Here is a 25,876-nt window from a genome sequence, read left to right on the forward strand (position 1 = left end):
CCGGGTGGGTTACAGACAATCGAACTGCGAGCGACGGTCGAAAGCGACCGAGACCATGTCGTAACCGGAATCCGAGAGTTGGCGGATCAGGTCGCGGTCTTTCAGCAGAGTCATGCAGACCTTGTGCACGCTGGCCTGAAGCTGTTCAGATGCCATGTCGTTAGAAGCCAGGCGGAAATCCACAATCAGGTATTTGCGCTCGACCGCCGCGCTGGCGGGGATATCCTGTCGTTCAACGCTCTCGTACCCGATATAGGTCGCCTGGGCTTCCGGAAACACCTGGCTCATGAGTACATCAAGATTTTCGGCATGAACAAGCGGTGCCGACAGCAAAAGGGCTGTGGCAGCGAGGCGAAGTGAGCGTGTGATCGTCATTGGAGGCCACTCCCTGGTGACATTCCGGTTAATCTGTAACCAAGTGTAAAGTTTGGTTACCGTTGATTATTGCAGAGTCTGTCGCATTTTGCGTGATATGTGACATTAATTTTTCAATTGTTTGCAGTCTCGATACAGTGACGACCGGGCTTTCGGGCTCCCGGTCCGGTGCACGATCAACTATGATGTGGGTAAGACGGACTTAGAGAGGAAAACGCATGTTTCAGCTTGTCTTTAAAGGGGAATGCGTTCCCGGAACGGATCTGGAAACGGCGCGCAACAATGCCAGAACCCTGTTCAAGGCTTCTCTTGATCAGGTTGATCGCATGTTCAGTGGTCAGCCGGTGGTTATTCGCAACAAGCTGGAAGAGGTTCAGGCTGAAAAATACCGGGCGGTATTGAAAAAGCACGGCATGGTAGCTTATGTCCAGCCGATGGCTGACGCCCGGCCTGCTGCCAGTGCGGCACGACAGCAGGCCCCGTCGGCCCCCGCAAGTCAGCCCCGTCCGGAACCGACGCCCTCTGCCCCGCCGGCTGAAGAGCAGCGCCGTGGGGTTCCTGAAACCGAGCCTGGCGATCGTCTGCCGGTGGCGGGAGAGAAGGTGGATACGATACTTTCCGGCTCCGGTCTGAGTCTGGATCCGGTCGGGGTCAACCTGACAGAGAAGACCGAAGTGGAGCCACCGATGTTTCAGCATCTGGACGAGTGGAGCCTGGCTCCGGCTGGTAGTGATCTGGGTGTCGAGCGTGACCTGCCGCCGCCGATGATACCTGACGTATCCCACCTGTCACTGGCGGACGACGACTCCTCCGAGCGGAAATAACCCAATTGTGAGCCAGTGCAACCCCTGGGGCCGGAATGCCCCTCGACTGATCGCCGTCATCATGATTCTCCTGGCACCACTGGCTTCGGCTGAGGAGCGTCCCAAGGTAGGGCTGGTTCTGAGTGGCGGCGGCGCCAAGGGTATGGCCCATGTTGGCGTGCTGCGGGTTCTGGAGGAAATGCGGGTTCCTGTTGATCTGGTGGTTGGCACCAGCGCGGGTTCCGCAGTCGGTGCCCTGTATGCCAGTGGTATGCCGGTCAGTGACATCGAGCAGCGCTTTATCGAGATGGACTGGCTTTCCAGCTTTCGCGACGATCCCGGCCGGGTCTACAAGCCGGTTCGGCGCAAGCAGGATGACTGGCGGTTTCCGGTGGTCCCGGGCATCGGTGTTCGCGCCGATGGCCTGCGTGTCGGCGGCGGGCTGATTGCCGGGCAGAATCTTGGTTTTATCCTCAACGAGCTGACCCGCAACGCCGCCCTGGTTGAAGACTTCGACAGGCTCCCCATCCCCTTCCGGGCCGTTGCCACCGATCTCGAGACCGGTGAGCAGGTGGTCATCGGTGACGGTAACCTGTCCGAGGCCATCCGTGCCAGCATGAGTATTCCCGGGGTATACGCGCCGGTGGAACGTGATGGCCAGTTGCTGGTGGATGGGGGCGTCGCCAATAACCTGCCCATCAGCGTTGCCAGGGATTTGGGCGCTGACATCATCATCGCAGTGGATATTACCGACAGTCTGATGGAAACCGACGAGCTGCGGGGCGCGTTTTCCGTTGTCGGTCAACTCACAACCATCATGACCCGTCGGAACACCGACCAGCAGCTGGATCTGCTCGCCGATGACGAAGTTCTGATCCGCCCCGATCTCGAAGGCTACACCTCCGCTGACTTTTACGATGCGCCGGTTCTGTTTGAGCTGGGCGCCAGCTCGGCCCGGGAACACGGCGTCGAACTGCGTCCGTTGGCATTATCCCGCAAGGCCTGGGCCGATTGGCGGGACAGCGTGTCAGCGCAGGACGCGGGTGCGCGTATCGTGTCACGCATCGAGATCGAAGACAGTCGTCGGTTGGCCCGGGACTTCCTCAAGGAACGAATCCGGCAGAGAATCGGAGAGCCACTGGACACCGCCCGCCTGGAAGCCGACCTCAAACGGATCTACGGGCTTGGCTATTACGAGATTGTGTCTTATTCGACCTCGTCTTTGCCCGAGGGAACCGTTCTGACCATCCGCGTCCAGGAGAAGAGCTGGGGGCCGAACTACCTGTCTTTCGGTTTGAGTTATGAGGATAACTTTGACGGGGAAACCCGGTTCAATCTTGCCTCTTCCCTTCGAATGACCGAGCTCAATGCCCTGGGCGGGGAGTGGCAGACCGGTGTTCAGCTGGGCACCGAGCCCTGGGTTCGCAGCCAGTGGTATCAGCCGCTGGATTACGGCTATGAGCGGTTTCTGGTGCTCGGTGGCGAGTACTCCCGGGATACCTTCAGCCTGTTTGATGCCGCCGGAACCCGCGTTACGGAGGTGGATGTGACCTTCCGGAAAGCGGATCTGGCACTGGGCATGGAAATCGGCGGCAATGCCGAAGTTCGCCTGATCTATGCGCGGGGCTATGCCACGGTTGACGAGCAGATCGGACAACCGGTAGCGCCGGAGGGGTCGGTGCACCAGGGTGGGCTGGCCGTGCAACTGGTACACGACTCTCTGGACGATACTTTCTATCCTCGCGACGGTGGCTTTGCCGGCCTTCGTGGACGTTTTGAACGGGAGGGCCTGGGATCCGACCGGGAGTTCGATTCGGTAACCGGCCTGGCGCTGGGAACCGGAAGCTGGAAAGGCCTGACCCTGACCGGACTGGTCTTCGGCCATGCGGTAACCCGGGGCACTCCCGGAATTGAAAATGCCGTCCGCCTGGGTGGATTCCGCCGGCTATCGGCATACGCGCCGGGTGAGATTACCGGAGACAACGCGTTAATGGTTTCAGCCTATGCCAGCCAGACCTTTGGCGGCCCGCTGCTGCCCTGGTTCGTTGGCGCCGGGTTCGAGGCGGGTAATGCCTGGCCCTCTCTGGATGAGGCGAGCTGGGACAGTTCGGTGAAATCGTCCAGCGTATTCGCCGGCGTGGATACCTTCCTCGGCCCGGTTCAGGTGGCCGCAGCCTACAACAACGAAGACAACTGGACGGCCTACCTGAACATTGGTTTCTCGTTCACCCAGCTCTTTTACTGAGTGCCTTCAGGCCGTTCTGCTGCCGGTCTTTTCAATGGCAGTGAGAACCTGCTGGCATTGTTGCAGGGCATAGCGGTGCAGGATGTCTGCCAGGCGATCCTCATCCCGATCCTTGATGGCACTGATTGACTGTTCCATGTGGGACAGGTTGTCCTCAATGACACGATTGCCTCCTTCCTGGAAGGCGACGAAGGCACAGCGCTTTGCCGAAGGCCAGAGGTCATCAATGGCAGAGACAATGAAGTAGTTGTCGGCATAGGCCAGCGATGCCTTGGTGTACTCAATGCCCAGCTCCAGAAACGCCATAAGATCGTTTTTCCTGTAGCAGGCCTGCATCTGCTCATACAGGCTCTCCAGCCGGGCCATGTCCTCGGGCTGCCAGTGACGCACCAGCTTGCGACCGGTGTGGGTGAGGTAGAGCTCCAGAGTCTCGTACAGGCTGCGAACGAAGTATTCATCCAGCGGAGTCACGAACGCGCCTTTGCGGGGTACGTTGCGGACCAGATGCCGCTTCTCCAGCAGCAGCAAGCCTTCCCGTATGGATCCATGACTGACGTCCATCTGTTTCGCCATGGCGCCCTCGTAGATCCGTTCACCGGAGCGCAGCTGGCCAAAGGCAATCAGGTTTTCGATGTGGCGTGCGACCTGTTCGGTCAGTGTTTCTCTGGGCTTGAAGGCATTCATGGTGATCTGTCGCTACTGCATACTGGCTGAATCGTCCTGGCATAGTCGCACATCGGCTATTCCGGAGCCAGTGGACGGATGGCCTATAGCAGTGGCGCCAGCAGGCGGACGGCCCGGCAACACAGGCGGAACAGGATCGACCGATCCTTGTAGTCGCTCTCGATCATCAGGCGGGAATTGTCCAGATCGTGTTCCAGCATGGATTCCACACTCCGGATGAAATGCCTTGCGGTGGTTATGGCGGTGATCTCGAAATTCAGTCGCATCGAGCGGTTGTCCATGTTGGCGGTTCCCACCGCCGCGTATCGATCATCCACCAGGATCACTTTCTGATGCATGAAGCCAGGCTGGTAGCGATAGATGCCGATGCCGGTCTTGCAGGCCTGGACGAGGTAAGAGTAAGCCGCCAGGCCAATCAGGCGGCTGTCCGATTTCTCCGGAATCAGGATTCGTACGTCCACGCCCCGGAGCGCCGCCAGTTGAAGGGCGTTCATGATCTGGAAATCCGGAACAAAATAGGGCGAGGCGATCCAGAGCCGGGTGCGGGCATTATTGATGCAATTGAGGAAAAACAGTGTGCAGGTTTCCCCGCTGTCCGCAGGTCCTGTTGGCAGCATCAGCACCTCGTCGTCGCCGGGCTGGTTGTCGACCGGCGCCCAGTCGAGGCTGGGAAAATCGTTGCTGGCCCAGTTCCAGTCTTCCAGCCATGCCAGCTGCAGGCCGGTGACGGCCGGACCCTCAATCCGGCAGTGGGTATCGCGCCAGGGTTCCTGGTCCATGGCAGTGCCCAGGTATTCGTCCCCCAGGTTGATGCCACCCACAAAGCCGATCTTGCCGTCGCAGACCAGCAGTTTCCGGTGGTTCCGGAAATTGATCTGGAACCGCCTCCGGCGGATGTTGCCGTTACCGAACGAGGCCACGCGGGCGCCGGCGGCGGCGAGCTGGTTCAGGTATTTGCGCGGCAGCCAGACGCTGCCAATGTCGTCATACAGAAACCAGACTTCCACACCCTGGGCCAGTTTGCGCTCGAGAATTGACTTGATCCGGCGGCCAACCCGGTCTGACCGCACGATGTAGAATTCCAGCAGGATATAGTGCTCGGCGTCTTCCATGGCTTCGAACAGGGCCTCGAACGTGGCCTCACCGTCCCTGAGCAGGGTACATCGGTTGCCATCGGTGAACGGCTGCCGGCCCAGTCGGCAGAGCACCTGAAGTTCGTCGGTGAACCGTTCGCTGGCGGGGATGGGTATGGAGGTTGTTTGCTGCTCGAACCGGTTCAGCAGATTGGTCAGGGATTCGTCGCCAAGCCGTCGGGCTTTCACGTAGCCGCCAAACCGATGCCGCCCGAACAGCACGAACATGGGCACAGCCAGGTAGGGCAGGCCGATCAGGGCAATGACCCAGGCAATGGCACCCTGTGATGTCCGATAGGTCAGAAGAATACGGTAAATACAGGCAAATGCGCCCAGGTAAACGGCCCCGACCACCAGTGCAACGAGAGACAGCTCGTCCATCATTGCGCTCCCTCATCTGCCTGGTGGCCGTAGGGCCCCGATGTGGCCAGATGCCTTGCCCGGTACTCTGCCGGTGAGGTGCCGGTCCAGCGCTTGAACGCCCGGCTGAAGGCGCTGAGCTCTGAAAAACCCAGCAGAAAAGCAATTTCACCCAGAGCGTACTGGTCGGCCGCAACATACCTGAGCGCCTTGTCCTGGCGAACCTGCTCAACCAGGCCATGGAAGCTCAGGCCTTCCTTCTTGAGCTTGCGGTAGAGCGTCTGGCGGCTCATATGGCATTGCCGGGCAAGGCTGTCGGCATCGATTCTTTCGGTCGCCATCTGCTTCGAGATCAGTCGGCGAATCCTGCGGCCGAACGAGCGGCGGCTCTGAAGCCTCGCCAGCAGCGTATTGACCTGCTTCAGTACTGCCGAATACACGTAGGGATTGCGGCGTGGTATCGGGTGCCCCAGATGCCGGCTGTTGAACGCCAGCCGGGTAATACCGCAATCAAACCGCACCGGGCCACCGAGAAGCTTTTCGTACTCGTCGGCGTACACCGGCGCCGGATGGGCGATCTCTACCCATTCCGCCCGGATGCCCGGATGAATGAAGTGGCGGGTGCGGGTGATGGCCGCAGCCAGGGTCCGGTCCATATCCTGCCGGCAGTAATGTTCGGCCATGTCCGGTTGCCAGCAGAGAATGGCCTGGTCGGCGGTCTGTTCGAAGCTCAGGAATACCGACTCGTTGATCAGCCGATGCAGGCGCACGTACTGGGTAACGGCTTCACCCAGGGTGTCACAGTTGAAAAACACATGCCCGACCAGTCCCATCCGCTCGGGATCCACCACTTTTCCGGCGTGCAGCCCGACAGCCGGATCGCCCGTTACCAGCTCGGCGTGTTCCCACAGCCGGTAATGGGCATCGGCGGGCACGCGCCGGTCCGGGTCGGTGAGCTCCGACATGGCCAGCCCGGTCAGCTGTTCCACCCTTGGCGCATTGAGAACACCCTGGCGTTCCAGATAGTGAACCAGCGCCAGCGTGCTGGAGGCAGCGACCAGGGGTGCGCTGGTGGAGTCTGATTGGGCAGATGTCACGTTGATAGTTAACGACCTGTCATGATGACTGATACAAAATGTCAAGTGGGTGCAACGGCCTGTCAAGGGTTACCCGTGGCTTTAACGATAGCATCAACGTATCAGGTTGAAGCAATGGAAAAGCAATCAGGAGGTGTTTTATGGAACAGGAAATTTTCGTACCTCATACCGAGCTTGAGCGTAAAAACGTGATTGAGCTTGCCGAGTATCTGAACAGCATCTTCTATTGCTGATCCTTCAGACGTCACGTCTATGACCTTCAAGCCGGGCTTTGCCCGGCTTTTTTTCGTCCACGGAAAATGACCGCTAATACCGGCACTTGCTCGCAAGACTGGCAGTGGTAATGTATCCGGTCTGAGAACGCAGACCAATCCGGAGACTGACTGCCCATGACTGTTGCGCTGAACCACCGCATTACCGGCGAAGGCCCGCCCCTGATACTGCTGCACGGGCTGTTCGGCTCCCTGGACAACCTGGGGGGTATCGCCCGCCGTCTGGAAGACCAGTGGCAGATTCACGCACTGGACGAGCGCAACCACGGGAGTTCGCCCCACACGGATACCATGGACTATCCGGCCATGGCCGCCGACGTCATCGCCTACATGGACGCCCAGGCGCTGGACAAGGTGAGCCTGCTGGGTCATTCCATGGGTGGCAAGGTGGCGATGCAGGTTGCCCTCCAGGCTCCGGAGCGCGTGGAAAAACTGATCGTGGCCGACATTGCCCCGGTAAACTACAAACCCCGGCACGATGCTATTCTGGACGGGTTGACCAGCATGGATCTGACCGGTGTGCGTTCCCGTCAGGACGCAGACAGGCTGATGGCAGATTTTGTCGAAGAGCCGGGTGTTCGCCAGTTCCTGCTGAAAAACCTGGAACGGATTCCCCGCGAAGACCAGCAGGAGGGCGGGCCAATGTTCCGGTGGCGGCTCAATCTGCCGGTTATCGATGCCTGCTATGAACATCTGGCCAGGGCGCCGGAGGGTGATGGCCCGTTTGATGGTCCTGTGCTGTTTCTGAAGGGCGCGGATTCGGCCTACATCCAGGAAAAACACCGGGATGATATCCAGCGACTGTTCCCGCAGGCACAGCTGCGTATTATCCAGGGGACCGGCCACTGGCTGCACGCTGAGAAAGCCGACTCCTTTGCTGCCCTGTGCCGCCGTTTCCTCAGCGCCGATGAATGATGGTGTCCTGCGTAGGGCATTTTCCTGCTCACCGGCCCGTCTGCTAAGGTGGGCCAATCGCTGACACACGGAATGGACACAACAACAGGCGGGCAGAGTGTATGAAATGGCTGATGGTGGGTTTGCTGGTTGTCTTCCTGCTGCTTGGCAGTTTCCTGCTGACTCCCTCGCCCGTCGACAGCAAAGCCTGGAACCCCCCATCGCCGCCTCCGCTGACCGGTGAGGTTGCGCCAAATGAGCGCCTGAGGCTTGCGGACCTGATCGCCAGGGGCCAGGTATACGGCCCCGAGGATACAGCCGTGAGCGAGGATGGTGTGCTTTATACCGGCACCCAGGATGGCTTCATCGTGCGGGTGTTCCCGGATGGCCGGGTTGAAAACTGGTTGTCCACCGATGGTCGGCCCCTGGGCGTGGTGTTTGACAGCCAGGGCAATCTCATCGTTGCAGATTCCTGGCGGGGGCTGCTGTCTATCAGTCCTGAGGGCGAGATCACCGTACTGGCCCGCGAGGCGGAGGGAACGCTGTTCCGCTTCACCGATGACGTCGACATTGCCGATGACGGGCGCATTTATTTCACCGACGCCAGCTCCAAGTTCCATCAGCCGGAATACATGCTGGATCTTCTGGAAATGCGTCCCCATGGCCGCCTGCTCCGCTACTCTCCAAAAACCGGCAAGGCCGAGGTTCTCCTGGCCAACCTGCATTTTGCCAATGGTGTTGCGGTATCTCCGGAGGGCGACTATGTGCTGGTTAACGAAACCTGGAAATACCGCATCCTCCGATACTGGATTCACGGGCCCAAAGCCGGCCAGGCGGAAGTCTTTGCCGACAATCTGCCCGGTTTTCCCGATAACCTCGCGGTGGATGATCAGGGGCGCTACTGGGTGGCGTTTCCTACCCTCAGAGATTCGAGGATGGACGCCATGCACCCCCGGCCCTGGCTCAAGGATCTGGTGGCTAAACTCCCGAGCAGCCTGAAACCTGCGCCACAAGAATATGGTCTTGTGATCGCGTTCGACCGGGACGGTGAGGTTATTACCAGTCTCCACGACACTCGGGGGACCCATTTGCAGGAAATCACCTCAGTGAATCCTCACGATGGCAACCTGTACTTTGGTTCACTTCACAATGATCGTATTGGTCGGCTACCGTTGCAGGCCATTCCGGGTCTGGGGGACAGCAACTGATGCTGCAACACGATATTGACTGGGATCTGCCGGCGCCTTTCACGATCGAAATAGCGGTGCGGCCCGAGGATACCGATCGGCTTGGGCACGCCAACAACGTTGTTTACGTACGGTGGCTGGAAGACGTCAGTTGGGCCCACATAGAAAGCCTGGGTATGACCTGGGAATTGCACGAGAAAACCGGCAAGGCGATGGCCATTACCCGAACGGAAATCGATTACCTGGCCTCGGCGAACGCCGGCGATCAACTGGTTCTGGGGACCTGGCTCACCGATTACGATGGTCGGTTCCGGTCTGCACGGCAGTTCCAGCTCGTTCGTCCCTCGGATGGCAGAACCCTGGTCAGGGCCGTTTCCACTCACGCCTGTGTTGATCTGAAAAGCCAGCGGCCTGCCCGTGCGCCCAAAGAGTTCGCCGAGATTCTCGGTTCCGCTGTGGTAGCCGGAGGCAAAGGGCTGTAGGTCACCCGAGGTCTTTTGTGCTTTACTTCAGCTAATCTTGTTCAAAGCCAATCCCGTTTAACCTGTTGTCCGGAGATCTTCATGGAAAATACTGCCGATCAGAACGCTGAAGCCACGATGCGCCATGTGATCTACGATCGCTTTGGTGAGCGTGACGTCCTGCAAGTGGTCTCGGCCGATGTGCCAGTCCCCGGAGACGATCAGGTGCTCGTCAGGGTGCACGGTGCCGGGCTCAATCCGATCGACTGGAAAACCCGGAAGGGGCTTGGTTTCGCGGCGCGGCAGATCGAGAATTCGTTGCCGTGGACGCCCGGTTACGATGTCGCCGGAGAGGTTGTCGGAGTAGGTGCCAACGTGACCACCCTGGCGCCCGGTGACCGGGTCATGGGCATGGTCGGATTCCCGGCCGGCGGTGGCGGTTATGCGCAGTATGCCCTGGCCGCGGCCGATGAACTGGCCATCGTGCCGGAAGAACTGGACCTGGTGTCTGCAGGTGCCTTGCCCCTGGCGGCACTGACCGCATGGCAGGCTCTGTTCGAGATGGCGAAACTTGAGTCGGGGCAGAAAATCCTGATCCACGCCGGCGCCGGTGGCGTGGGGCATTTTGCGGTGCAGTTTGCATTGGAGCGCGGTGCCCATGTCATTGCAACGGCCTCGGCCGGTAACCGGGATTTCCTGGCGGAACTCGGGGTCCACGAGGTGATTGACTACCGCAACACGGATATCGCCGAAGAGTGCTATGGTCTGGACGTGGTACTGGACCTTGTTGGCGGTGATACCGGCAAACGCTCCCTGCACACGCTCGGCGAACATGGAGTCCTCGTGACCATCCCGACGGTTACCGCCGACGAAATCATCAGTGCTGCCGAGGAAATGGGTTTACGCGCCCATGGCATGACTGTGCGTCCCGACGTGTTTCACCTGGATGAGATTGCCGAGCTGATTGAGGACGGCGACGTCAAGGTGCACATCGAAAAGGCGTTCGCGCTGGACGATGTCGCGCAGGCCCACGAACTGCTGGAAGGCGGGCACGTGCGCGGCAAGCTGGTGCTAGATTGTCGATGAGGGTTCCTGATCGGCCGGTTGATCCTGGCTGGCCGATGGTTCTCCTCCCTCTTTCTCCTTGCGCTCCTTGCGGGCCTGGGGCGGTACCAGGCTGATCAGGATCCAGTCGTTTTCCGGTTTCAGGTCTTTCATGCTGCAAACCGGGGCGACGTGTTCCTTGCTGTCGAACGTGAACAGCACCAGGGCCTGGTTCTGGTATTTGTTCAGGAACTCCTCGTAACCGAATTCCTCACTCAACTGGGTGGTCTTTACGGTGTAGCCCTGGCTCACCAGACTGGCCAGCTTGGCGTAGCTGACGCCATCGAACAGGCCCCGGGTCATCTGTATTTTTTCAGCCGTCTGATGCCGGGCCTTCTGGTCCTGATCACCTTCGGCCAGGCTGAACACGCACTTGTTTCCGAACCAGTCCAGGAAGTGGTACGTGGCCAGTGAGTTCATGTGCTTGTACGGGGAGATCACCAGCAGCTTACCGATGCCTGTCAGGTCCAGATGGGTCGATGCATGCTCGGAAACCGGGTTGCCGAAGTACACCTGCAGGTTCTCCATGCGGGCCTGACGGACGTTTTCCCAGTTGGTGTCCGCCAGGGTCACGGGCACCTCATACTTTTTCAGGGCCATGCCAATCATACGGGCCACCGGATTGGCGCCCAGGATCAGGAAGCCGTATTCCGCTGGTTCCGCGACCTTCAATAGGCGGGCAACCGGCCGTGCGGTGAGGCTCTGCAGAGTAACGGTGGCGATAATCAGCATAAACACCAGGGGTACCAGGGCGCCGGCACTCTCATAACCCAACTTCTGCAGCTGGAAAGCGAACAGCGCTGACACCGCGGCCGCGACGATGCCCCGGGGGGCGATCCAGCTCAGAAATAGCTTTTCCCGCAAGTTCAGGTTGGTGCCGATGGCCGACAGGAAAATACTCAGGGGGCGGGCTACCAGCATCAGCAGGGCCAGCACAGCCACCAGGCCCCAACCCAATTCGGCAATCGCCGCAAACTCAACCCGCGCCGCCAGAATAATGAACAGGGCCGAAATCAGGAGAACACTCAGGGATTCCTTGAACTCCAGAATGCTCTCTATAGGCACCTGCTTCATGTTGGCCATCCAGATGCCCATGATGGTCACGGTCAGCAGGCCAGACTCATGGGCCAGTTCGTTCGAAATGGCATAGACGCCGAGCATGAAAGTGAGTGTGCCAGCGTTATGCAGGTACTGCGGAATCCAGTGCTTGCGCAATACGATGCCGTTGAGATACCCGGCCACGGCACCGATCACAAAACCCACAGCCAGGGTTTTTCCAAAGATATACAACGAGTGGCCAAACACGTTGCCCTGGCCCCAGGAGACAATCCCCTCGAATACCAGAACCGCCAGCAGAGCGCCAACGGGGTCAATGATGATGCCTTCCCAGCGCAGTATGTTGGCCAGTTTCGAATCGGGTCGCACGGAGCGCAGCAGCGGCGCGATAACCGTCGGGCCGGTGACAATCGAGATGGCGCCAAACAGCAGGGCGACTGCCCAGGAGACATCCAGAAGCCAGCGGGCAGCCAGGGTGCCGATGATGCAGGTGACAATGGAGCCGACCGGAATGAGGTTGCGGACCATTTTGCCATGGCCCCGTATCTCCTCGTAGCGCAGGGTCAGGCTGCCCTCAAACAGGATGATGGCAACGGCCAGGGAAATGACCGGGAACAGCAGGTCCCCGAAAACCACTTCCGGGGACAGGAAGCCGAGAACAGGCCCGGCGGCAATGCCGCCAGCCAGCAGGAACAGGATGGCGGGCATACGCACGCGCCAGGCAAGCCACTGGCAGAACAATGATAAAACGCCAATGCTGGCAAGAAGCAGGACAGTGCTGACTGGCATAATGGTTTCAGTTCCGTTGATCTATTGGTTGGCGCGCCGGGCAATCCGGTTCAGGAGTCGGGAAGCCGCAAATAAACCGAAGCTGGCGGTCACCGGGCTGGCGGCGCCAAAGCCGGAGGCGCAATCCAGGCGCACCGGACCGTCGGTGGCCGGTTTCTGCAGGCACACTTCCCCGTCTCCGGCAGGATACGTCAGCTGCTCGAGGGAGTATACGGCCTCAATGCCAAAGCGCCGCTTTGGATTCCGGGAAAAGCCATATTCCCGCCGCAGAAGGTTTCGAACCTTGGCCAGCAGTGGGTCCTGGGTTGTTTTGCTGAGGTCTGCCACCTGGATCTGAGTGGGGTCGATCTGTCCGCCTGCGCCGCCGGCACAGACCAGAGGAATTTTCCGGCGCTGGCAGTGGGCAATCAGGGCGGCCTTGGCTTTGACGCTGTCGATGGCGTCGATCACCCCGGTCATGTCTTCGGTGATCAGCTCGCTGACGTTCTTCGTGGTCAGGAAGCCGAAATGCACCCGAATGTCGGCTTCCGGGTTGATCGCCCGCAACCGGTCTGCCATGGCGTCGGTTTTGGTACGGCCGTACTGGCCTTCCAGGGCGTGGAGCTGGCGGTTGGTGTTGGACACACAGACATCGTCCATGTCGATCAGGGTGATGGTACCAACGCCACTTCGGGCCAGGGCTTCAGCGGCCCAGGACCCGACCCCGCCAAGACCGACCACAGCAATATTGGCGTGACGAAAGGCTTCCAGGGCCCGGCGCCCGTAGAGTCGTTCGATGCCACCAAAGCGGAAAGCGTAATCGTCGGCGTTCATGGTGTCCCCGTGCAGGTCCGGTCGCAGACCGGACAGAATCAAAGATCGCAATTGTAACCCAGTGACCGCACAGACAAAAAAGGACCATAAAAAAAGCCACGCAAGGCGTGGCTTTCAAAGTGCCCAGTTCGACGGGGAGCTGGGCGGGACTAGTTCAGAGACACTAATCAACGTGATCATTATCAATGGCCAGTGCATTCACCTGAAGGTCACAAGCTGTCATTGATCGGTCATTTCCGGCCAGGCCGTGGGAGCCCTGGCCGGATAGCGGATCACGCGGCCCAGTGGTCGTCCGAGAACGCCATCAGGCTGTCCTTTCCACTCTGGATGTCGCCCAGCAGCCAGTCGACTTCCGGAAGCAGCTTTTCAAAGTAGAAGTGGGCAGAGACAACCTTGCTCTCGAGCAGGGGCTTGTTGCCTTCGCCGGCGGCAAGCTGCTCGTTGGCAACGTTGGCCATCCGGGACCAGAGGTAACCGATGACCGTCAGCGCCATCAGGCGCAGATACGGTGTCGCGGCGGCGCCCGCCTGCTCCGGATCTTTCGGTGCGTTGCTGGCCAGCCACATGGTGGCTGTCTCAAGCGCCTTCATGGCGTTTTTCAGCTCTTCACGGTGCGGCGCTTCCGGGTTGTCCTTCAGATATCCGCTCAGGGTGCCAAAGAGGGTACGCACCAGCTGACCGCCTTTCAGACCCAGCTTGCGGCCCACAAGGTCCATGGCCTGAATACCGTTGGTGCCCTCGTAGATCCTGGCGATCCGGCCGTCACGCACCAGCTGCTCCAGCGGCCAGTCGGTGGTGAAGCCCGAGCCACCCAGTACCTGCAGCCCGGTGTTGGCGTTGTTGAAGCCTTCGTCTGTCAGGAACGACTTCACCACCGGGGTAAGCAGTTGAACCAGATCGTCCGCGGATTCCCGGACGGTCTCGTCTGGGTGGGCGACAGAGAGATCCAGTTGGTGGCCAGCAAACAGGGCCAAAGCACGCATGCCCTCGTTCAGAACTTTCTGGCGCATCAGCATTCGGCGTACATCCGGATGCACGATGATCGGGTCAGCGGGACCATCGGGGTTCTTCGGGCCGCTCAGTGAACGGCTCTGCAGGCGCTCACGGGCAAAGCCGAGGCTTTCCTGGTAGGCCATTTCGGCCAGGCCGAGACCCTGCATGCCAACCATCAGGCGGGCTTCGTTCATCATGGTGAACATGGCCCGCATGCCATCGTTCGGCTCGCCGACAAGCCAGCCTTTGGCGCCCTCGAAGTTCATGACGCAGGTGGCGGAGCCCTTGATACCCATCTTGTGCTCAAGACCGCCACAGAAGGCCGGGTTTCGCTCCCCGGATTCCGGCAGGAACTTGGGTACCACAAACAGGGAAATGCCCTTAGTGGTATCCGGCGCGCCGGGCAGCTTGGCCAGAACCAGATGCACAATGTTGTCCACCAGATCGTGTTCGCCACCGGTAATCCAGATCTTGGTGCCTTCGAGGGCGTAGCTGCCGTCGTCGTTCGGTGTTGCGCGGGTGCGAATCAGGCCCAGGTCGGTGCCGCACTGGGGTTCTGTGAGACACATGGTGCCCGTCCATTCGCCGGAGATCAGCTTCTCCAGGTAAGTCTTTTTCAGTTCCTCGGAGCCGTGGGCATGCAGGGCACTGATCGCGCCGTGGGTCAGACCCGGGTACATGCCCAGAGACAGGTTGGTGGAGCAGACCATTTCATCCACCACAAACTTCAGGGTGTGTGGCAAACCCTGCCCGCCGTATTCGAGTGGCGCGTCCAGCGCGGTCCAGCCGCCCTCGACAAACTTCTTGTAGGCGTCCTTGAAACACTCGGGTGTTTTCACAGAGTGGGTTTCAGGATCGTAGGTGCAGCCCTCGCGGTCGCCGGCCTGGTTGGTGGGCTGGATAACCTCGGCAGCCAGTTTGCCGGCCTCATCGATGACCGCGGAAATCAGATCCGGGGTGGCATCGGCGTATTTTTCCAGCTCATGCAGCCGGTCTGCGCCCAATACATCAAACAACAGAAAGCGAAGGTCATTCGCCGGAGCCTGGTATTGCATGGATACTCTCCTAGGTGCGCCGTTTTAACGGGAGCGCTGCAGCATTCGGCAGCGACCCGAAGATAATTTGAACACTGGTTTCATACGCCCGTTTTAATGCGCTGGTTCACCGTTTTGGCAGTCTGGACGATAGAATTTTCGTATGTCCTCCTGAACCAAGGAGGTATCAAATGAAACAAGTGTTGATAGCCGGGGTTTCCGGCGCAATCGGTGGCGCTTTGGCAAGCCGGTTGCTTGAGCGTGATTCCCAAACCAGGGTGATCGGGTTGTGCCGTGATCCGGAGAATGCGCCGGACGCTTTGCGCAGCCATCAGCGCATCACTTTGCTGCCCTGGGATGCCGAAAGCAGTGCCGCGCCCGGTGCGATTGCCGAGGCACTGGAATCGCTGCTAAACAGGGAGGATGGGATTGATAGCTTTACTTATGCCGCGGGGCTGCTTCACGGGCCGGATATGTTCCCGGAGAAGCGCCTTGAAGACCTCGATCCGCAGAGTATGGCGCGTGCGTTTGCTGTCAACGCAACCGGTTTCGGATTGCTGACCCAGGCGCTATTGCCATGGCTGCGACATCGGGCATTCAAACGGGTGGTGGCTATTTCCGCCAAGGTTGGCTCGATAACCGACAACGGGTTTGGCGGCTGGTATGCCTATCGCAGTTCAAAAGCGGCACTGAATATGCTCGTTCGCAACCTGTCCATTGAGTTGCCGCGCCGGTGCAAACCGGTAGCCTGCGTATCCCTGCATCCTGGCACGACCGAATCGGCGTTGAGCGAACCGTTCAGCCAATCTCTCGCCAAGCTTAACGTGCATACTCCAGAGGAGACGGCTTCCAACCTTCTGGAGGTGCTCGATGGACTGGGGGAGAACGATAACGGAAAGTTTCTGAGCTGGGATGGTACAGAACTGCCCTGGTAGTTCGAGCAACCCTGGTGTCGGCTACAAAAAAGGGGCGATTTCCATCGCCCCTTTTTCGTGTCCGTCATTCGGCGGAAGGTTACCGAATAAAGGGATTGAGCATCCGGGTAAAGGTGCCCGTGAGCTTCACCGGAGCACTCAACACGGAGAGTGTTATACAGTCCTCGCAACCAACCGCTACGGGCTTGTGTTCGTCCTCATCGTTCAGGACCACGAAATCCCACTGGTTAAACACCCCTTTCTGGTCTGCAAACGCACCCTGAAGGACGATGGTCGTTTCCTCGCCGCGATGCGTGTGGGCAGGCGCTTTGCCGCCGGCAGCGAGTTTCTGGAGTACAACCTGTTCTTTCTGACCGGGGAACCGGTCGGTGATGTCCAGGACGCTCACATCACCCAGTTGGCGCTTCCACGGCAAGCTGTTGAGATCTTCGCCCAGTAGCTTCTGCAGGGCGCTGACCCTCGGGGCAGCCGCTGCTGCCGGCTCAGCTGCCGGCTCGCTGTCGATCTTTGAAAGAATGCTGTCGAACATGCTTTCAGAGACAGTCACCTTTGGCTGCTGCTCCATCATCACAGCCCCAAGGCTATCAAGCGTGTCCACACGGCTGCGGCAGTGGGAACACTTGTCCAGGTGGAGCTTGATGCACAGGGCATGGGGCTCGCTCAGGTTACCTGCGCTGTACTCCATCAGGCTCAGGCTGTCGGGATGGTGCCGTGTCATACGTTCTGGTCCTGCAAAATCACTTTCAGTTTATTCAATGCCAGGCGAACCCGGCTTTTCACGGTGCCAAGAGGAATGTCCAACTCGTCCGAAACCATCTGGTGCGACTTGTTTTCCATGTACACTTTGGCAATGACCGTAATCTGTTCTTCCGGCAGATGACTCAGGGATTCCCTGATTCGCCGTTCGGACATGAGACGGTGCAAAGAAGTGACCGGCTCGTTTTCGTTCTCACCCGGAATCTGCCAAAGGTCTTCTGTCTCGACCGGCATTTCAGCACTGGTACGCTGCATCTTTCTCAGCATATCGATTCGCTGGTTCCGGGCGATGGTGAAAATCCAGGTTGATGCCGCCGCCTTGCGCCAGTCGTAGAGGCATGAGCGTCTCCAGATCGACACGAATACTTCCTGCACGAGCTCTTCCGCATGACTCGCCAGACCGTTCGCCATGGCGTAGTACTTGATTTGCGGGCCAAAATGCTCGAACAGCGCGTGGTACGCTTCGCGGTCCTGGTTCTTGCCCACTTTCTGCAGCATTTGGCTCCATTGGTCCTTGCGGCCCTCGGAACTTGCTGGCTTTTGATCCAGTGTGGTCACCGGACGCTCCTTGACAGTCGCATGATTTGAGCTTGTTCTGGTCATCATTCTATGCACTCGTCCCGGGTTTGTCAGTGTCTAGGTTTACGGATCGGTGAATCAGGTGGATCAGCCTGTGTGGAAAAAAAACACAGAAAGCTGGCTCCAGCGACGGTTTTTGATCGTCTCGCAGGTGATTGCCGGAATCGGCAGAGCGGTCTAGTCTGAGCAATAAATCGACTCCGGACGACAAACACCTCCATGAATGCTCCCGGCTTTACCGGAAACCTGCCCGTTATCCGGGCGCACTATGCGGATATCCTCTGCCAGTTGGCGGAGGACCGTGGCCTGCAGCGGTCCCGGCTATTGTCGGCTTCCGGTATTCGCCCATCCATGCTTGGTCATCCGGACAATTTCATTACTGTCGAGCAGTTCAGTGCCCTGTGTCGCGAAACGCTTGTCCAGAGTGGTGATCCAGCCCTCGGGCTTGAGTTTGGAAAGCGGCTGAAGTTTACGACCCACGGCTCGCTGGCCCAGGCAGCCATTAGTTGCGATACCCTTGAGCAGGCGCTTACGGTACTGATCAAATATTTCCAGATCCGCTTTGTCTACATGAGCCTTTCGTTCTTCGTGGAGGAACATGAGGCCGTGATCCAGCTGGACCTGGCGCACAGCATTGAGGACCTGTACCGGTTCAATGTTGATGTGGTGATGGCGTCACTGATGGATGTGAATCTCCTGCTTTTCGGCCATCGGCTACTGGATGGCGGGCGATGCCTGCTGGATTTTCCTGAGCCTGACGATCTCTCGGCCTATAGACAGCTGTTTGGAAGCCAGATTGCGTTTGGCAGTGGCGTGAACCAGCTGCGGTTCAAACGGGTTTTTCTCGACTCCCCCATGTCACTGTCGAATCCGGTGACCCGTCGGATTGCCGAAGCCCAGTGTCAGGAGGAAATGCGATTCATAGAGGGTTCCACGTCGGTTTCGGACCGGGTGGTGCGCCTGCTCGAGACGGGGCGAAGCCAGCGGTTACCGGCCCTGGAGGATGTGGCGGAACACCTGAAAATGTCCACCAGGACGCTGCGCAGACAGTTGGCCTCCGAAGGGGTGCGATTCCAGCAATTGCAGGATTCCATTCGCCACCGCCGAGCCCTTGAACTGCTGCGCCGCAATGAGCTGAGCATTGATGAGATGGCCGACGCTCTGGGCTACAGTGACCCCTCCAACTTTGGCCGTGCCTTCCGCAAGTGGGAAGGCGTTTCTCCCAGTGCCTGGCGTCGGGAGCATCAGTAACTCTGACGAGAACTATTCCTCGAGGTAGGTATAACCATCCAGGCCGGCGGCCAGCTCTGCCATAAGCGCGGCCTGGGTTTCCGCTGCCAGGGCGGAGGCGGCAAACTTGCCCCTGTAGGCCTCCATCAGGGCCTCGGGTTCAAAGTTCACATAGCGCAACACCTTGGCGACGGTGTCCCCGGTGATGGGGGCGCTGATCTCGTAACCGCCTTCTGGCGTCAGGCGGACATCCACGGAATGGGTGTCGCCGAACAGGTTGTGCATATCGCCAAGAATTTCCTGATACGCGCCGGTCATGAAAAAGCCCATCAGCAAAGGCTCGCCCGACCGTTCTTCGGGTAAGGGCAGGGTTGTTTCGGTGCCCTGGCCATCGACGTAGCGGTCGATACGCCCGTCTGAATCGCAGGTAATGTCCTGGATAACTGCCCGCCGGTTCAGGGGGCGATCCAGGCCGTTGATCGGCATCACCGGGAAGATCTGATCAATGCCCCAGACATCCGGCAGTGACTGGAACAGGGAAAAATTAACGAAGAGTTTTTCCGCCAGTTTCTCATTGAGTTCGTCGATGATTTCCCGGTGGGCCCGGTTGCTGCTGTCCAACTGATTGCGAAGCAGGCGGCAACAGCGGGTGTACAGCGTCTCCGCATCTGCCCGTTCCTGCAGAGAGAGCACGCCGTGGGCAAACTGCGCATGGACGTCGGCCATGGCATGCAGGACGTCGTGGTAGATCTCGGCCAATGAACGCGGCGTGTTGGTATCCTGCAGGCTGTCGAGATCGCGCCAGAGGTCGTGCAGTGGCGCGGAGGCGTTATCGTCTGGTTGTTCCGGCGTCCGGTTTTCCGGTGCTTCGCGGTCGATCACGTTGGTTACCAGCACCGAATGGTGGGCGGTCAGGGCCCGGCCGGATTCGCTGATCAGGTCCGGGTGGGGAATGCCGTGGCGATCACACTCCGCCTGCAGAACATGCACCACGTTATAGGCGTATTCGTAAACGCTGTAGTTCATGGAGCAGCTGCTGCGGGAGCGGGTGCCCTCGTAGTCCACACCCAGGCCGCCGCCGATATCCACCGTGCCCACCGGAGCGCCCATCTGGCGCAGTTCACTGTAGAAGCGGGCACATTCCCGGAGACCGGTCTGGATGTCACGGATGTTGGCAATCTGGGAGCCAAGATGGAAGTGCAAAAGTTGCAGGGTGTCCAGGGCACCCGCCTCGCGCAGGGTGTCGACGACATCCAGGACCTGGCTGGCAGACAGTCCGAATTTCGACTTTTCACCACCTGTGTTCTGCCAGTTGCCTTTGCCGATGGTGGCCAGCCGGGCCCGAACTCCGATCAGCGGTGAAACGCCCAGGCTTTTTGCCTCTTCCAGGATGAGTGGCAGTTCCGATTTTTTCTCGACCACGATGAACACCCGGTGGCCGAGAGTCTGCCCAATCAGGGCCAGACGGATGTACTCCCGGTCCTTGTAACCATTGCAGACAATCACCGATCCGGGTTGCTGGGACATTGCCAGCACCGCCATCAATTCCGGCTTGCTGCCTGCTTCGAGGCCTATCTGCCCTTTAGAGGCAGCGGGCTCGGCGGCCAGCAGTTCCTCGACCACGCGGCGTTGCTGGTTGACCTTGATCGGGTAGACCGCTGTGTAACGGCCCTGGTAGGCATGTTCTTCTGCGACCTTGTTGAAGGCATTGCACAATTTGTTGACGCGGTCGTGCAGGATATCAACGAAGCGCACCAGCACCGGCAACTGAATCCCGGAGTCGGTCAGTGTTCGGGTCAGCTCCGGCAGGTTGATCCGTGCCGGGCTCTGGCCCCGATCCGGACGAATCAGTACCTGTCCCTGGTCGTTGACACCTATGTAGCCATCGCTCCAGTGGGCAATGTTGTAAACCTTGTGGGCCGGGGTGGCGCTGGCTTCGCTCATGCTTGCTATCCTGTCAGGAAACACTGGCCGGCAGGGAATTGTTCGGCAGCCGGCTTCTGGCCGACATTGTATGGATTCCCGCCACGGGCTAAAAGAACCGGGCAGGGAAAATATCTGGCCGGTTGCCGCGATTATCGCTTTAGCTCACGGTAAGGCGTCCCTACAATACGCCCTTTTAACACAGCCCATGGCCCACATCGGGAGGCAAGACATGACAGCACTCAATGACGGCTGGTTTACCGAGGTATTCCAGGATCAGGGGACAGCGTTCTCCCTTCAGGTGAAAAAGAAGCTCCACGAGGAGCAGACACCGTTCCAGAAACTGGAGATCTACGAGACCGAGACCTTCGGCAACCTGATGGTTCTGGACGGCTGCGTGATGCTGACCACCCGCGATAACTTCCTGTACCACGAAATGATGACCCATCCGGCCCTGTTCACCCACCGGGACCCCAAAAAGGTGGTGATTGTCGGCGGCGGTGACTGTGGCACCCTGAAAGAGGTGCTCAAGCATCCGGGCGTTGAGGAAGCCTGGCAGGTGGAAATCGACGAGCGGGTAACCCGCATGTCGGAAAAATATTTTCCGGAGCTTTGCGAAGCGAACAGTGACCCGCGCGCCAATTTCTTCTTCGGAGATGGTATCCAGTGGATGCGGGACATTGAGCCGAACAGTGTCGACCTCATTATTATCGACAGCACCGATCCTGTCGGCCCGGCCGAAGGCCTGTTTGCCCTGGATTTTTACCGGGATGCCATGTTGGCGCTTCGAGAAGGCGGCATTATTGTCCAGCAGAGCGAATCACCGCTGCTGCACACCGACAGCATCATCAAGGGCATTCACGAGGACATGCGTAAGGCCGGATTCGAGCATGTGCAGACCATGCCATTCCCGCAACCGGTCTACCCCACCGGCTGGTGGAGCTGCACCATGGCCAGCAAGGAAAACCCGATCAAATACTTCCGCGAGGAAGATGCCAACAACCGGCCGTTCGTGACCCGATACTATAATTCCGGGGTTCATCACGGTGCCCTGGCGATGCCCCAGTTCATGGTGGATGCACTGGAAGATGAGGTCCGTCCGGAAGAAGGTTAAGGGGAAAGCGGGCAGACAAAGCAGACAAAAAAAGGGCGCCAGATGGCGCCCTTTTTCGTTGCTCGTGTCAACGATTACTGCTTGCCGCTGACAAACTCCGGATAGGCTTCCATGCCGCACTCGGACAGATCCACACCTTCGTACTCGTCTTCCTCGGAAACCCTGATGCCCATGACGGCTTTCAGGATGCCCCAGACGATCAGGCTGGTGACGAACACCCAGATGAAGATGGTGAGCATGCCGACCAGCTGACCCATGAAGGTAGCGTCTGCGTCGGACAGGAGAACCGCGAAGATACCCCAGATACCCACCACGCCGTGGACAGAGATGGCACCGACCGGGTCGTCAATGCGCAGCTTGTCCATGGTTACGATGGAGAAGACAACCAGGGTGCCGCCAATGGCGCCGATGATGGTGGCCAGCAGGGGAGAAGGATCCGCCGGCTCTGCAGTGATGGCAACCAGGCCAGCCAGGGCACCGTTCAGGGCCATGGTCAGGTCCGCTTTGCCGAACATCAGGCGTGCCACGATCAGGGCGGCAATCAGGCCACCGGCTGCAGCTGCGTTGGTGTTCAGGAACACGTTGGCAACTTCGTTGGCGACACCGATGCCACCCAGCTTCAGGGTGGAGCCGCCGTTAAAGCCGAACCAGCCCATCCAGAGGATGAAGGTACCAAGCGTTGCCAGGGGCAGGTTGGCGCCCGGGAAGGCACGGATTTCGCCTTTGGCGCCGTACTTGCCTTTACGGGCACCGAGGAGAAGAACGCCTGCCAGGGCCGCTGCTGCGCCTGCCATGTGAACGATACCGGAACCGGCGTAGTCGCTGTAGCTCAGCTCGTACATGCCGAATACCGCGTCGCCGTTCCAGGTCCAGGAACCCTGCATCGGGTAGATGAAGCCACACATAACGATGGCGAAAGCCAGGAAGGCCCAGAGCTTCATGCGCTCAGCCACGGCGCCGGAAACGATGGACATGGCGGTTGCAACGAAAACAACCTGGAAGAAGAAGTCAGAAGCGCCACTGTATTCGCCCATGTCGCCGAAGCCGGCTTCAGTGGAGGCTGCAATAACGCCCGCGATCGCTGCGTCGTCCATCTCGGCAACGGTTGTTACACCGCTCAGGAAGATACCGCCGTCGTACATGATGTCGTAGCCGACAATCAGGTACATGGTACAGGCGACCGCAAACAGGGCCACGTTCTTGGTCAGGATTTCAGTGGTGTTCTTGGCACGCACCAGGCCGGCTTCCAGCATGGCAAAGCCAGCGGCCATCCACATGACCAGGGCACCGCAAATCAGGAAGTAAAAGGTATCCAGCGCATACTGGAGTTCAAAAATGTGATTAAGATTGCTTTCCATATGAAGCCCTCCGCACGAGGCTTTTCAGGTTATAAATTTTTTTGCGTTGGCTGATCGAAAAATCAGAGCTGGTTCAGACCGCTTCTTCGCCGGTTTCGCCAGTCCGGATCCGGATGGCTTGAGCCAGTTCAGTCACGAAGATCTTGCCGTCACCGATCTTGCCGGTGTTGGCCGCCTTGGTGATGGACTCGATAACCTGGTCCAGAAGGTTGTCGCCGATAGCAACTTCCACCTTCACCTTGGGCAGGAAATCCACCACGTATTCCGCGCCACGATAGAGTTCTGTGTGGCCTTTTTGCCGACCGAAGCCTTTGACTTCAGTGACGGTTACGCCTTGAACGCCAATCTCGGATAATGCCTCACGGACATCGTCCAATTTGAAAGGCTTGATGATCGCTGTCACAAGTTTCATTGCTTTCTCCTTGGTAAAGCCGTCTCAACAGTGAGGGCCCGTCGGCCGGTTGTTGAGCTCGGGATGCTGCCACCTCGCACACCAATCGTGCGGATTGCGTACGAGAGCTTTAGCATCGGGTATGCCAACGCAAAAAAATATATTTAAAACAACAGGCTACGATATCCGCGTACCAGAATGGCGCAAAGTTGTGCACCAAAATGAAGCGGGTAGCCGGCCAGTGAGCCAAATTGGAGCGGGCTGCCTGACCGTTCGACCGCTATTATAGGGCCGACCGCCTACAGTATGGCAGGGGCTGCGGTGTGATACACTCCTGCAAACCGGTAACAGGCCCTCTCTTTTAGTCGAAGCCGGATATTTCAGAAATGTGTGAGGTGATGTGTGAAAGGTCCACAGGATATTTTTGCTCAGCTGCAGGGCCAGTTTGGCCAGTTTGTACCGGACATGGCCCGCGCTGCACGGGAAGATTTTGAAACCCAGGCCCGGGCCACCGTGATGTCCGTCCTGTCCCGCCTGGAGTTGGTAACGAGGGAAGAGTTCGACGCCCAGCAGGCGGTCCTGCTGAAGACCCGTGAAAAGGTGGACGCACTCGAGAAGCGGGTAGCCGAACTGGAAAATTCCCTGCCAAAACAGTAAACCACGGACACGCCCGGCAGGACGCCGGGCAAGCAGTTCCGGTCATTACCATGGAAGGTTGTCATGCTTGCTATCGTTCATTCCCGCGCCACCATTGGCGTGTCGGCGCCCGCCGTTACCGTTGAAGTCCATCTCTCAGGCGGCTTGCCTGCGCTCTCGATTGTGGGGCTGCCGGAAACCGGTGTAAGGGAGAGCAAAGAGCGTGTTCGCAGTGCCCTTCTGAACGCCGGGTTCGAGTTCCCCGCCCGGAGAATCACCATTAATCTTGCCCCTGCCGACTTGCCCAAAGAGGGTGGTCGCTTTGATCTGCCTATTGCCCTGGGCATTCTGGCGGCCTCGGGCCAGATTCCGGCCGAGAGCCTTTCGGACTGCGAATTTCTCGGCGAATTGTCCCTTGATGGTGCATTGAGGCCGCTTAAAGGCGTGCTGCCGGCGGTATTAGCCGCCCGGCAGGAGCAACGAAACCTGCTGGTTCCCCAGGGCAATGCCGAGGAGGCGGCCCTGGCCAGCCAGGGTGACGTTCTGGCTTCCGGCCACCTGCTGGCCGTGTGCGAGCACCTGAGTGGCCGCGCCCGCCTGGTGCCGGTGCCCAGGTCCTCGCTGGAACAGGCGCCGGGCAGCAACAGGGAAGTGCCGGACCTGTCGGATGTCCGTGGTCAGCGAGTTCCCCGCCGTGCACTGGAAGTGGCTGCGGCAGGCAGCCACAATCTGCTGTTCTTCGGCCCACCGGGAACCGGCAAGAGTATGCTGGCCAGTCGTTTGCCCGGCATTCTTCCGGGGCTGGATGATGGCTCCGCCATGGAAGTCGCCAGCGTGCATTCGGTGGCCGGGCTGCCGATTCGGGCCGGGGGCTGGCGCCAGCCGCCTTTCCGGGCGCCCCATCATACCGCTTCAGCGGTGGCCCTGGTGGGCGGCGGCAGCAGCCCCAGGCCCGGAGAAATCTCACTGGCTCACCGGGGCGTACTGTTTCTCGACGAGTTGCCAGAGTTTGAACGCCGGGTGCTGGAGGTCCTGCGTGAGCCGATGGAAACCGGCGAAATCTCGATCAGCCGGGCAGCACGGCAGGTGAATTTTCCGGCGCGATTTCAGGTCGTGGCTGCAATGAATCCCTGCCCCTGTGGCTACAGTGGTCATCCCACCATCGAGTGTCAGTGTACGCCGCAACAGGTTACCCGTTACCGGTCGAAAATTTCCGGCCCCCTTCTGGACAGGTTTGATCTGCATGTGGAGGTGCCTGTGCAGGGTGGCGACGTATTGATGCAGTCGGGCGGGGATGGCGAAACCAGCGCCACCGTCCGGGAGCGTGTCCTGATTGCCAGAGCCCGGCAATCAGAGCGGGGTTGCCTGAATGCGGCCTTGTCCGGGCGTGCGTTGCAGGCTGCGTGCCGGCTGGATCGCCAGAGCGAGCAGTTGCTCACCGGTGCCATGGAAAAGCTGGGGCTTTCGGCCCGTGCACTGCACCGCATATTGCGAGTTGCCCGAACGCTTGCCGATCTTGAAGGCAGCGAGGAGCTACGACAGAGCCATCTGGTTGAGGCTCTGGGTTACCGGCAGCTCGACCGACAGCAGGGCCGCAACTCGGTGGTCTCCGCCTGAGCGACAACACTCTGGTAAACTGTTGGCAAATCCCGTT

The 25,876-nt window shown here is 59.2% G+C and carries 23 protein-coding genes; 11 read left to right on the forward strand and 12 right to left on the reverse strand.

Annotation, left to right across the window (positions count from 1 at the left end; all coding sequences use genetic code 11):
- Positions 1-9: 9 nt before the first annotated feature.
- Entirely contained in the window at positions 10-375 is a 366-nt protein-coding gene (locus ACGK9W_RS19705) for a hypothetical protein (protein ID WP_008173227.1), read from the reverse strand.
- Between the two features lie 218 nt (positions 376-593).
- Here ACGK9W_RS19705 and ACGK9W_RS19710 point away from each other — a divergent pair, with 218 nt between their 5' ends.
- Positions 594-1,199, forward strand: coding sequence for a hypothetical protein (locus ACGK9W_RS19710; protein ID WP_405418300.1), 606 nt, complete (start codon positions 594-596; stop codon positions 1,197-1,199).
- A gap of 7 nt (positions 1,200-1,206) precedes the next feature.
- On the forward strand, positions 1,207-3,423 hold the full coding sequence (locus ACGK9W_RS19715; protein WP_405418303.1) for a patatin-like phospholipase family protein: 2,217 nt from the start codon (positions 1,207-1,209) through the stop codon (positions 3,421-3,423).
- Positions 3,424-3,429: 6 nt separating this feature from the next.
- Here the strand turns inward: ACGK9W_RS19715 and ACGK9W_RS19720 are convergent, their stop codons facing one another.
- The 3 genes from ACGK9W_RS19720 to ACGK9W_RS19730 all read right to left on the reverse strand — a co-directional run bounded on the left by ACGK9W_RS19720 (position 3,430) and on the right by ACGK9W_RS19730 (position 6,697).
- Positions 3,430-4,107, reverse strand: a complete 678-nt coding sequence (locus ACGK9W_RS19720; protein WP_008173234.1) for a GntR family transcriptional regulator — start codon at positions 4,105-4,107, stop codon at positions 3,430-3,432.
- An 83-nt stretch (positions 4,108-4,190) separates the two neighbouring features.
- On the reverse strand, positions 4,191-5,621 hold the full coding sequence (gene cls, locus ACGK9W_RS19725) for a cardiolipin synthase (protein WP_008173235.1): 1,431 nt from the start codon (positions 5,619-5,621) through the stop codon (positions 4,191-4,193).
- Positions 5,621-6,697, reverse strand: a complete 1,077-nt coding sequence (locus ACGK9W_RS19730) for an AraC family transcriptional regulator (RefSeq protein WP_008173236.1) — start codon at positions 6,695-6,697, stop codon at positions 5,621-5,623. The genes cls and ACGK9W_RS19730 overlap by 1 nt, the downstream gene beginning before the upstream one ends.
- A 389-nt stretch (positions 6,698-7,086) precedes the next feature.
- Between ACGK9W_RS19730 and ACGK9W_RS19735 the strand changes: the two genes are divergently transcribed.
- The 4 genes from ACGK9W_RS19735 (at position 7,087) to ACGK9W_RS19750 (ending at position 10,597) form a co-directional block, all read left to right on the forward strand.
- Positions 7,087-7,884 (forward strand): alpha/beta fold hydrolase, encoded by a 798-nt coding sequence (locus ACGK9W_RS19735; protein ID WP_008173240.1) that lies wholly within the window; start codon positions 7,087-7,089, stop codon positions 7,882-7,884.
- Between the two features lie 101 nt (positions 7,885-7,985).
- Positions 7,986-9,071, forward strand: coding sequence for an SMP-30/gluconolactonase/LRE family protein (locus ACGK9W_RS19740; protein WP_008173243.1), 1,086 nt, complete (start codon positions 7,986-7,988; stop codon positions 9,069-9,071).
- Positions 9,071-9,532, forward strand: a complete 462-nt coding sequence (locus tag ACGK9W_RS19745; protein WP_288367059.1) for a thioesterase family protein — start codon at positions 9,071-9,073, stop codon at positions 9,530-9,532. The genes ACGK9W_RS19740 and ACGK9W_RS19745 overlap by 1 nt, the downstream gene beginning before the upstream one ends.
- 81 nt (positions 9,533-9,613) lie before the next feature.
- Positions 9,614-10,597, forward strand: coding sequence for an NADP-dependent oxidoreductase (locus ACGK9W_RS19750; protein ID WP_008173247.1), 984 nt, complete (start codon positions 9,614-9,616; stop codon positions 10,595-10,597).
- On the opposite strand, the gene ACGK9W_RS19755 is transcribed toward ACGK9W_RS19750, so the two are convergent.
- The 3 genes from ACGK9W_RS19755 to ACGK9W_RS19765 form a co-directional block, all read right to left on the reverse strand.
- Positions 10,583-12,460: a sodium:proton antiporter gene (locus tag ACGK9W_RS19755; RefSeq protein WP_008173249.1), complete on the reverse strand. Its 1,878-nt coding sequence runs from the start codon at positions 12,458-12,460 to the stop codon at positions 10,583-10,585. The genes ACGK9W_RS19750 and ACGK9W_RS19755 overlap by 15 nt on opposite strands.
- Positions 12,461-12,481: 21 nt before the next feature.
- Entirely contained in the window at positions 12,482-13,273 is a 792-nt protein-coding gene (tcdA, locus tag ACGK9W_RS19760) for a tRNA cyclic N6-threonylcarbamoyladenosine(37) synthase TcdA (RefSeq protein ID WP_169702126.1), read from the reverse strand.
- Between the two features lie 272 nt (positions 13,274-13,545).
- Positions 13,546-15,321 carry an acyl-CoA dehydrogenase C-terminal domain-containing protein gene (locus ACGK9W_RS19765; RefSeq protein WP_405418312.1) on the reverse strand — a complete coding sequence of 592 codons (1,776 nt, stop codon included), beginning with the start codon at positions 15,319-15,321 and terminating at the stop codon, positions 13,546-13,548.
- A 170-nt stretch (positions 15,322-15,491) separates the two neighbouring features.
- On the opposite strand from ACGK9W_RS19765, the gene ACGK9W_RS19770 reads away from it, so the two are divergent.
- Positions 15,492-16,235 (forward strand): SDR family oxidoreductase, encoded by a 744-nt coding sequence (locus ACGK9W_RS19770; RefSeq protein ID WP_405418314.1) that lies wholly within the window; start codon positions 15,492-15,494, stop codon positions 16,233-16,235.
- Between the two features lie 79 nt (positions 16,236-16,314).
- On the opposite strand, the gene ACGK9W_RS19775 is transcribed toward ACGK9W_RS19770, so the two are convergent.
- Together ACGK9W_RS19775 and ACGK9W_RS19780 are read right to left on the reverse strand one after the other, a co-directional pair.
- Positions 16,315-16,953, reverse strand: a complete 639-nt coding sequence (locus tag ACGK9W_RS19775; protein WP_053114198.1) for a ChrR family anti-sigma-E factor — start codon at positions 16,951-16,953, stop codon at positions 16,315-16,317.
- Positions 16,950-17,549 (reverse strand): sigma-70 family RNA polymerase sigma factor, encoded by a 600-nt coding sequence (locus ACGK9W_RS19780; protein WP_405418318.1) that lies wholly within the window; start codon positions 17,547-17,549, stop codon positions 16,950-16,952. Before ACGK9W_RS19780 ends, ACGK9W_RS19775 begins: the two co-directional genes overlap by 4 nt.
- Before the next feature lie 240 nt (positions 17,550-17,789).
- Here ACGK9W_RS19780 and ACGK9W_RS19785 point away from each other — a divergent pair, with 240 nt between their 5' ends.
- Positions 17,790-18,821, forward strand: coding sequence for an AraC family transcriptional regulator (locus ACGK9W_RS19785; RefSeq protein WP_008173262.1), 1,032 nt, complete (start codon positions 17,790-17,792; stop codon positions 18,819-18,821).
- Between the two features lie 12 nt (positions 18,822-18,833).
- Here ACGK9W_RS19785 and speA read toward each other — a convergent pair whose 3' ends face one another.
- Positions 18,834-20,744: a biosynthetic arginine decarboxylase gene (gene speA / locus ACGK9W_RS19790; RefSeq protein WP_405418321.1), complete on the reverse strand. Its 1,911-nt coding sequence runs from the start codon at positions 20,742-20,744 to the stop codon at positions 18,834-18,836.
- 211 nt (positions 20,745-20,955) lie between these two features.
- On the opposite strand from speA, the gene speE reads away from it, so the two are divergent.
- On the forward strand, positions 20,956-21,837 hold the full coding sequence (speE, locus tag ACGK9W_RS19795; protein WP_008173265.1) for a polyamine aminopropyltransferase: 882 nt from the start codon (positions 20,956-20,958) through the stop codon (positions 21,835-21,837).
- A 74-nt stretch (positions 21,838-21,911) separates the two neighbouring features.
- Here the strand turns inward: speE and ACGK9W_RS19800 are convergent, their stop codons facing one another.
- Both ACGK9W_RS19800 and glnK read right to left on the reverse strand, forming a co-directional pair.
- Complete coding sequence (locus ACGK9W_RS19800) at positions 21,912-23,195, reverse strand: ammonium transporter (RefSeq protein WP_008173267.1); 1,284 nt, start codon at positions 23,193-23,195, stop codon at positions 21,912-21,914.
- A gap of 73 nt (positions 23,196-23,268) precedes the next feature.
- A complete protein-coding gene (gene glnK, locus ACGK9W_RS19805; RefSeq protein ID WP_008173268.1) occupies positions 23,269-23,607 on the reverse strand; it encodes a P-II family nitrogen regulator in 339 nt (112 codons plus the stop codon).
- Between the two features lie 381 nt (positions 23,608-23,988).
- On the opposite strand from glnK, the gene ACGK9W_RS19810 reads away from it, so the two are divergent.
- Positions 23,989-24,243 carry an accessory factor UbiK family protein gene (locus ACGK9W_RS19810; protein WP_008173270.1) on the forward strand — a complete coding sequence of 85 codons (255 nt, stop codon included), beginning with the start codon at positions 23,989-23,991 and terminating at the stop codon, positions 24,241-24,243.
- Between the two features lie 63 nt (positions 24,244-24,306).
- Positions 24,307-25,839 (forward strand): YifB family Mg chelatase-like AAA ATPase, encoded by a 1,533-nt coding sequence (locus tag ACGK9W_RS19815; protein WP_405418326.1) that lies wholly within the window; start codon positions 24,307-24,309, stop codon positions 25,837-25,839.
- The last annotated feature ends 37 nt before the right edge of the window (positions 25,840-25,876 follow it).

Source organism: Marinobacter flavimaris (assembly GCF_045057155.1).
In the GTDB taxonomy this organism is placed as follows: Bacteria; Pseudomonadota; Gammaproteobacteria; order Pseudomonadales; family Oleiphilaceae; genus Marinobacter; species Marinobacter manganoxydans.

Coding starts and splice junctions, on each gene's coding strand:
- ACGK9W_RS19800 (WP_008173267.1), bottom strand. CDS start 23,195: ATGGAAAGCAATCTTAATCACATTTTTGAACTCCAGTATGCGCTGGAT.
- ACGK9W_RS19750 (WP_008173247.1), top strand. CDS start 9,614: ATGGAAAATACTGCCGATCAGAACGCTGAAGCCACGATGCGCCATGTG.
- ACGK9W_RS19815 (WP_405418326.1), top strand. CDS start 24,307: ATGCTTGCTATCGTTCATTCCCGCGCCACCATTGGCGTGTCGGCGCCC.
- ACGK9W_RS19735 (WP_008173240.1), top strand. CDS start 7,087: ATGACTGTTGCGCTGAACCACCGCATTACCGGCGAAGGCCCGCCCCTG.
- ACGK9W_RS19720 (WP_008173234.1), bottom strand. CDS start 4,107: ATGAATGCCTTCAAGCCCAGAGAAACACTGACCGAACAGGTCGCACGC.
- ACGK9W_RS19775 (WP_053114198.1), bottom strand. CDS start 16,953: ATGACACGGCACCATCCCGACAGCCTGAGCCTGATGGAGTACAGCGCA.
- glnK (WP_008173268.1), bottom strand. CDS start 23,607: ATGAAACTTGTGACAGCGATCATCAAGCCTTTCAAATTGGACGATGTC.
- ACGK9W_RS19770 (WP_405418314.1), top strand. CDS start 15,492: ATGAAACAAGTGTTGATAGCCGGGGTTTCCGGCGCAATCGGTGGCGCT.
- ACGK9W_RS19740 (WP_008173243.1), top strand. CDS start 7,986: ATGAAATGGCTGATGGTGGGTTTGCTGGTTGTCTTCCTGCTGCTTGGC.
- cls (WP_008173235.1), bottom strand. CDS start 5,621: ATGGACGAGCTGTCTCTCGTTGCACTGGTGGTCGGGGCCGTTTACCTG.
- ACGK9W_RS19705 (WP_008173227.1), bottom strand. CDS start 375: ATGACGATCACACGCTCACTTCGCCTCGCTGCCACAGCCCTTTTGCTG.
- ACGK9W_RS19745 (WP_288367059.1), top strand. CDS start 9,071: ATGCTGCAACACGATATTGACTGGGATCTGCCGGCGCCTTTCACGATC.
- ACGK9W_RS19785 (WP_008173262.1), top strand. CDS start 17,790: ATGAATGCTCCCGGCTTTACCGGAAACCTGCCCGTTATCCGGGCGCAC.
- tcdA (WP_169702126.1), bottom strand. CDS start 13,273: ATGAACGCCGACGATTACGCTTTCCGCTTTGGTGGCATCGAACGACTC.
- speE (WP_008173265.1), top strand. CDS start 20,956: ATGACAGCACTCAATGACGGCTGGTTTACCGAGGTATTCCAGGATCAG.
- speA (WP_405418321.1), bottom strand. CDS start 20,744: ATGAGCGAAGCCAGCGCCACCCCGGCCCACAAGGTTTACAACATTGCC.
- ACGK9W_RS19765 (WP_405418312.1), bottom strand. CDS start 15,321: ATGCAATACCAGGCTCCGGCGAATGACCTTCGCTTTCTGTTGTTTGAT.
- ACGK9W_RS19710 (WP_405418300.1), top strand. CDS start 594: ATGTTTCAGCTTGTCTTTAAAGGGGAATGCGTTCCCGGAACGGATCTG.
- ACGK9W_RS19755 (WP_008173249.1), bottom strand. CDS start 12,460: ATGCCAGTCAGCACTGTCCTGCTTCTTGCCAGCATTGGCGTTTTATCA.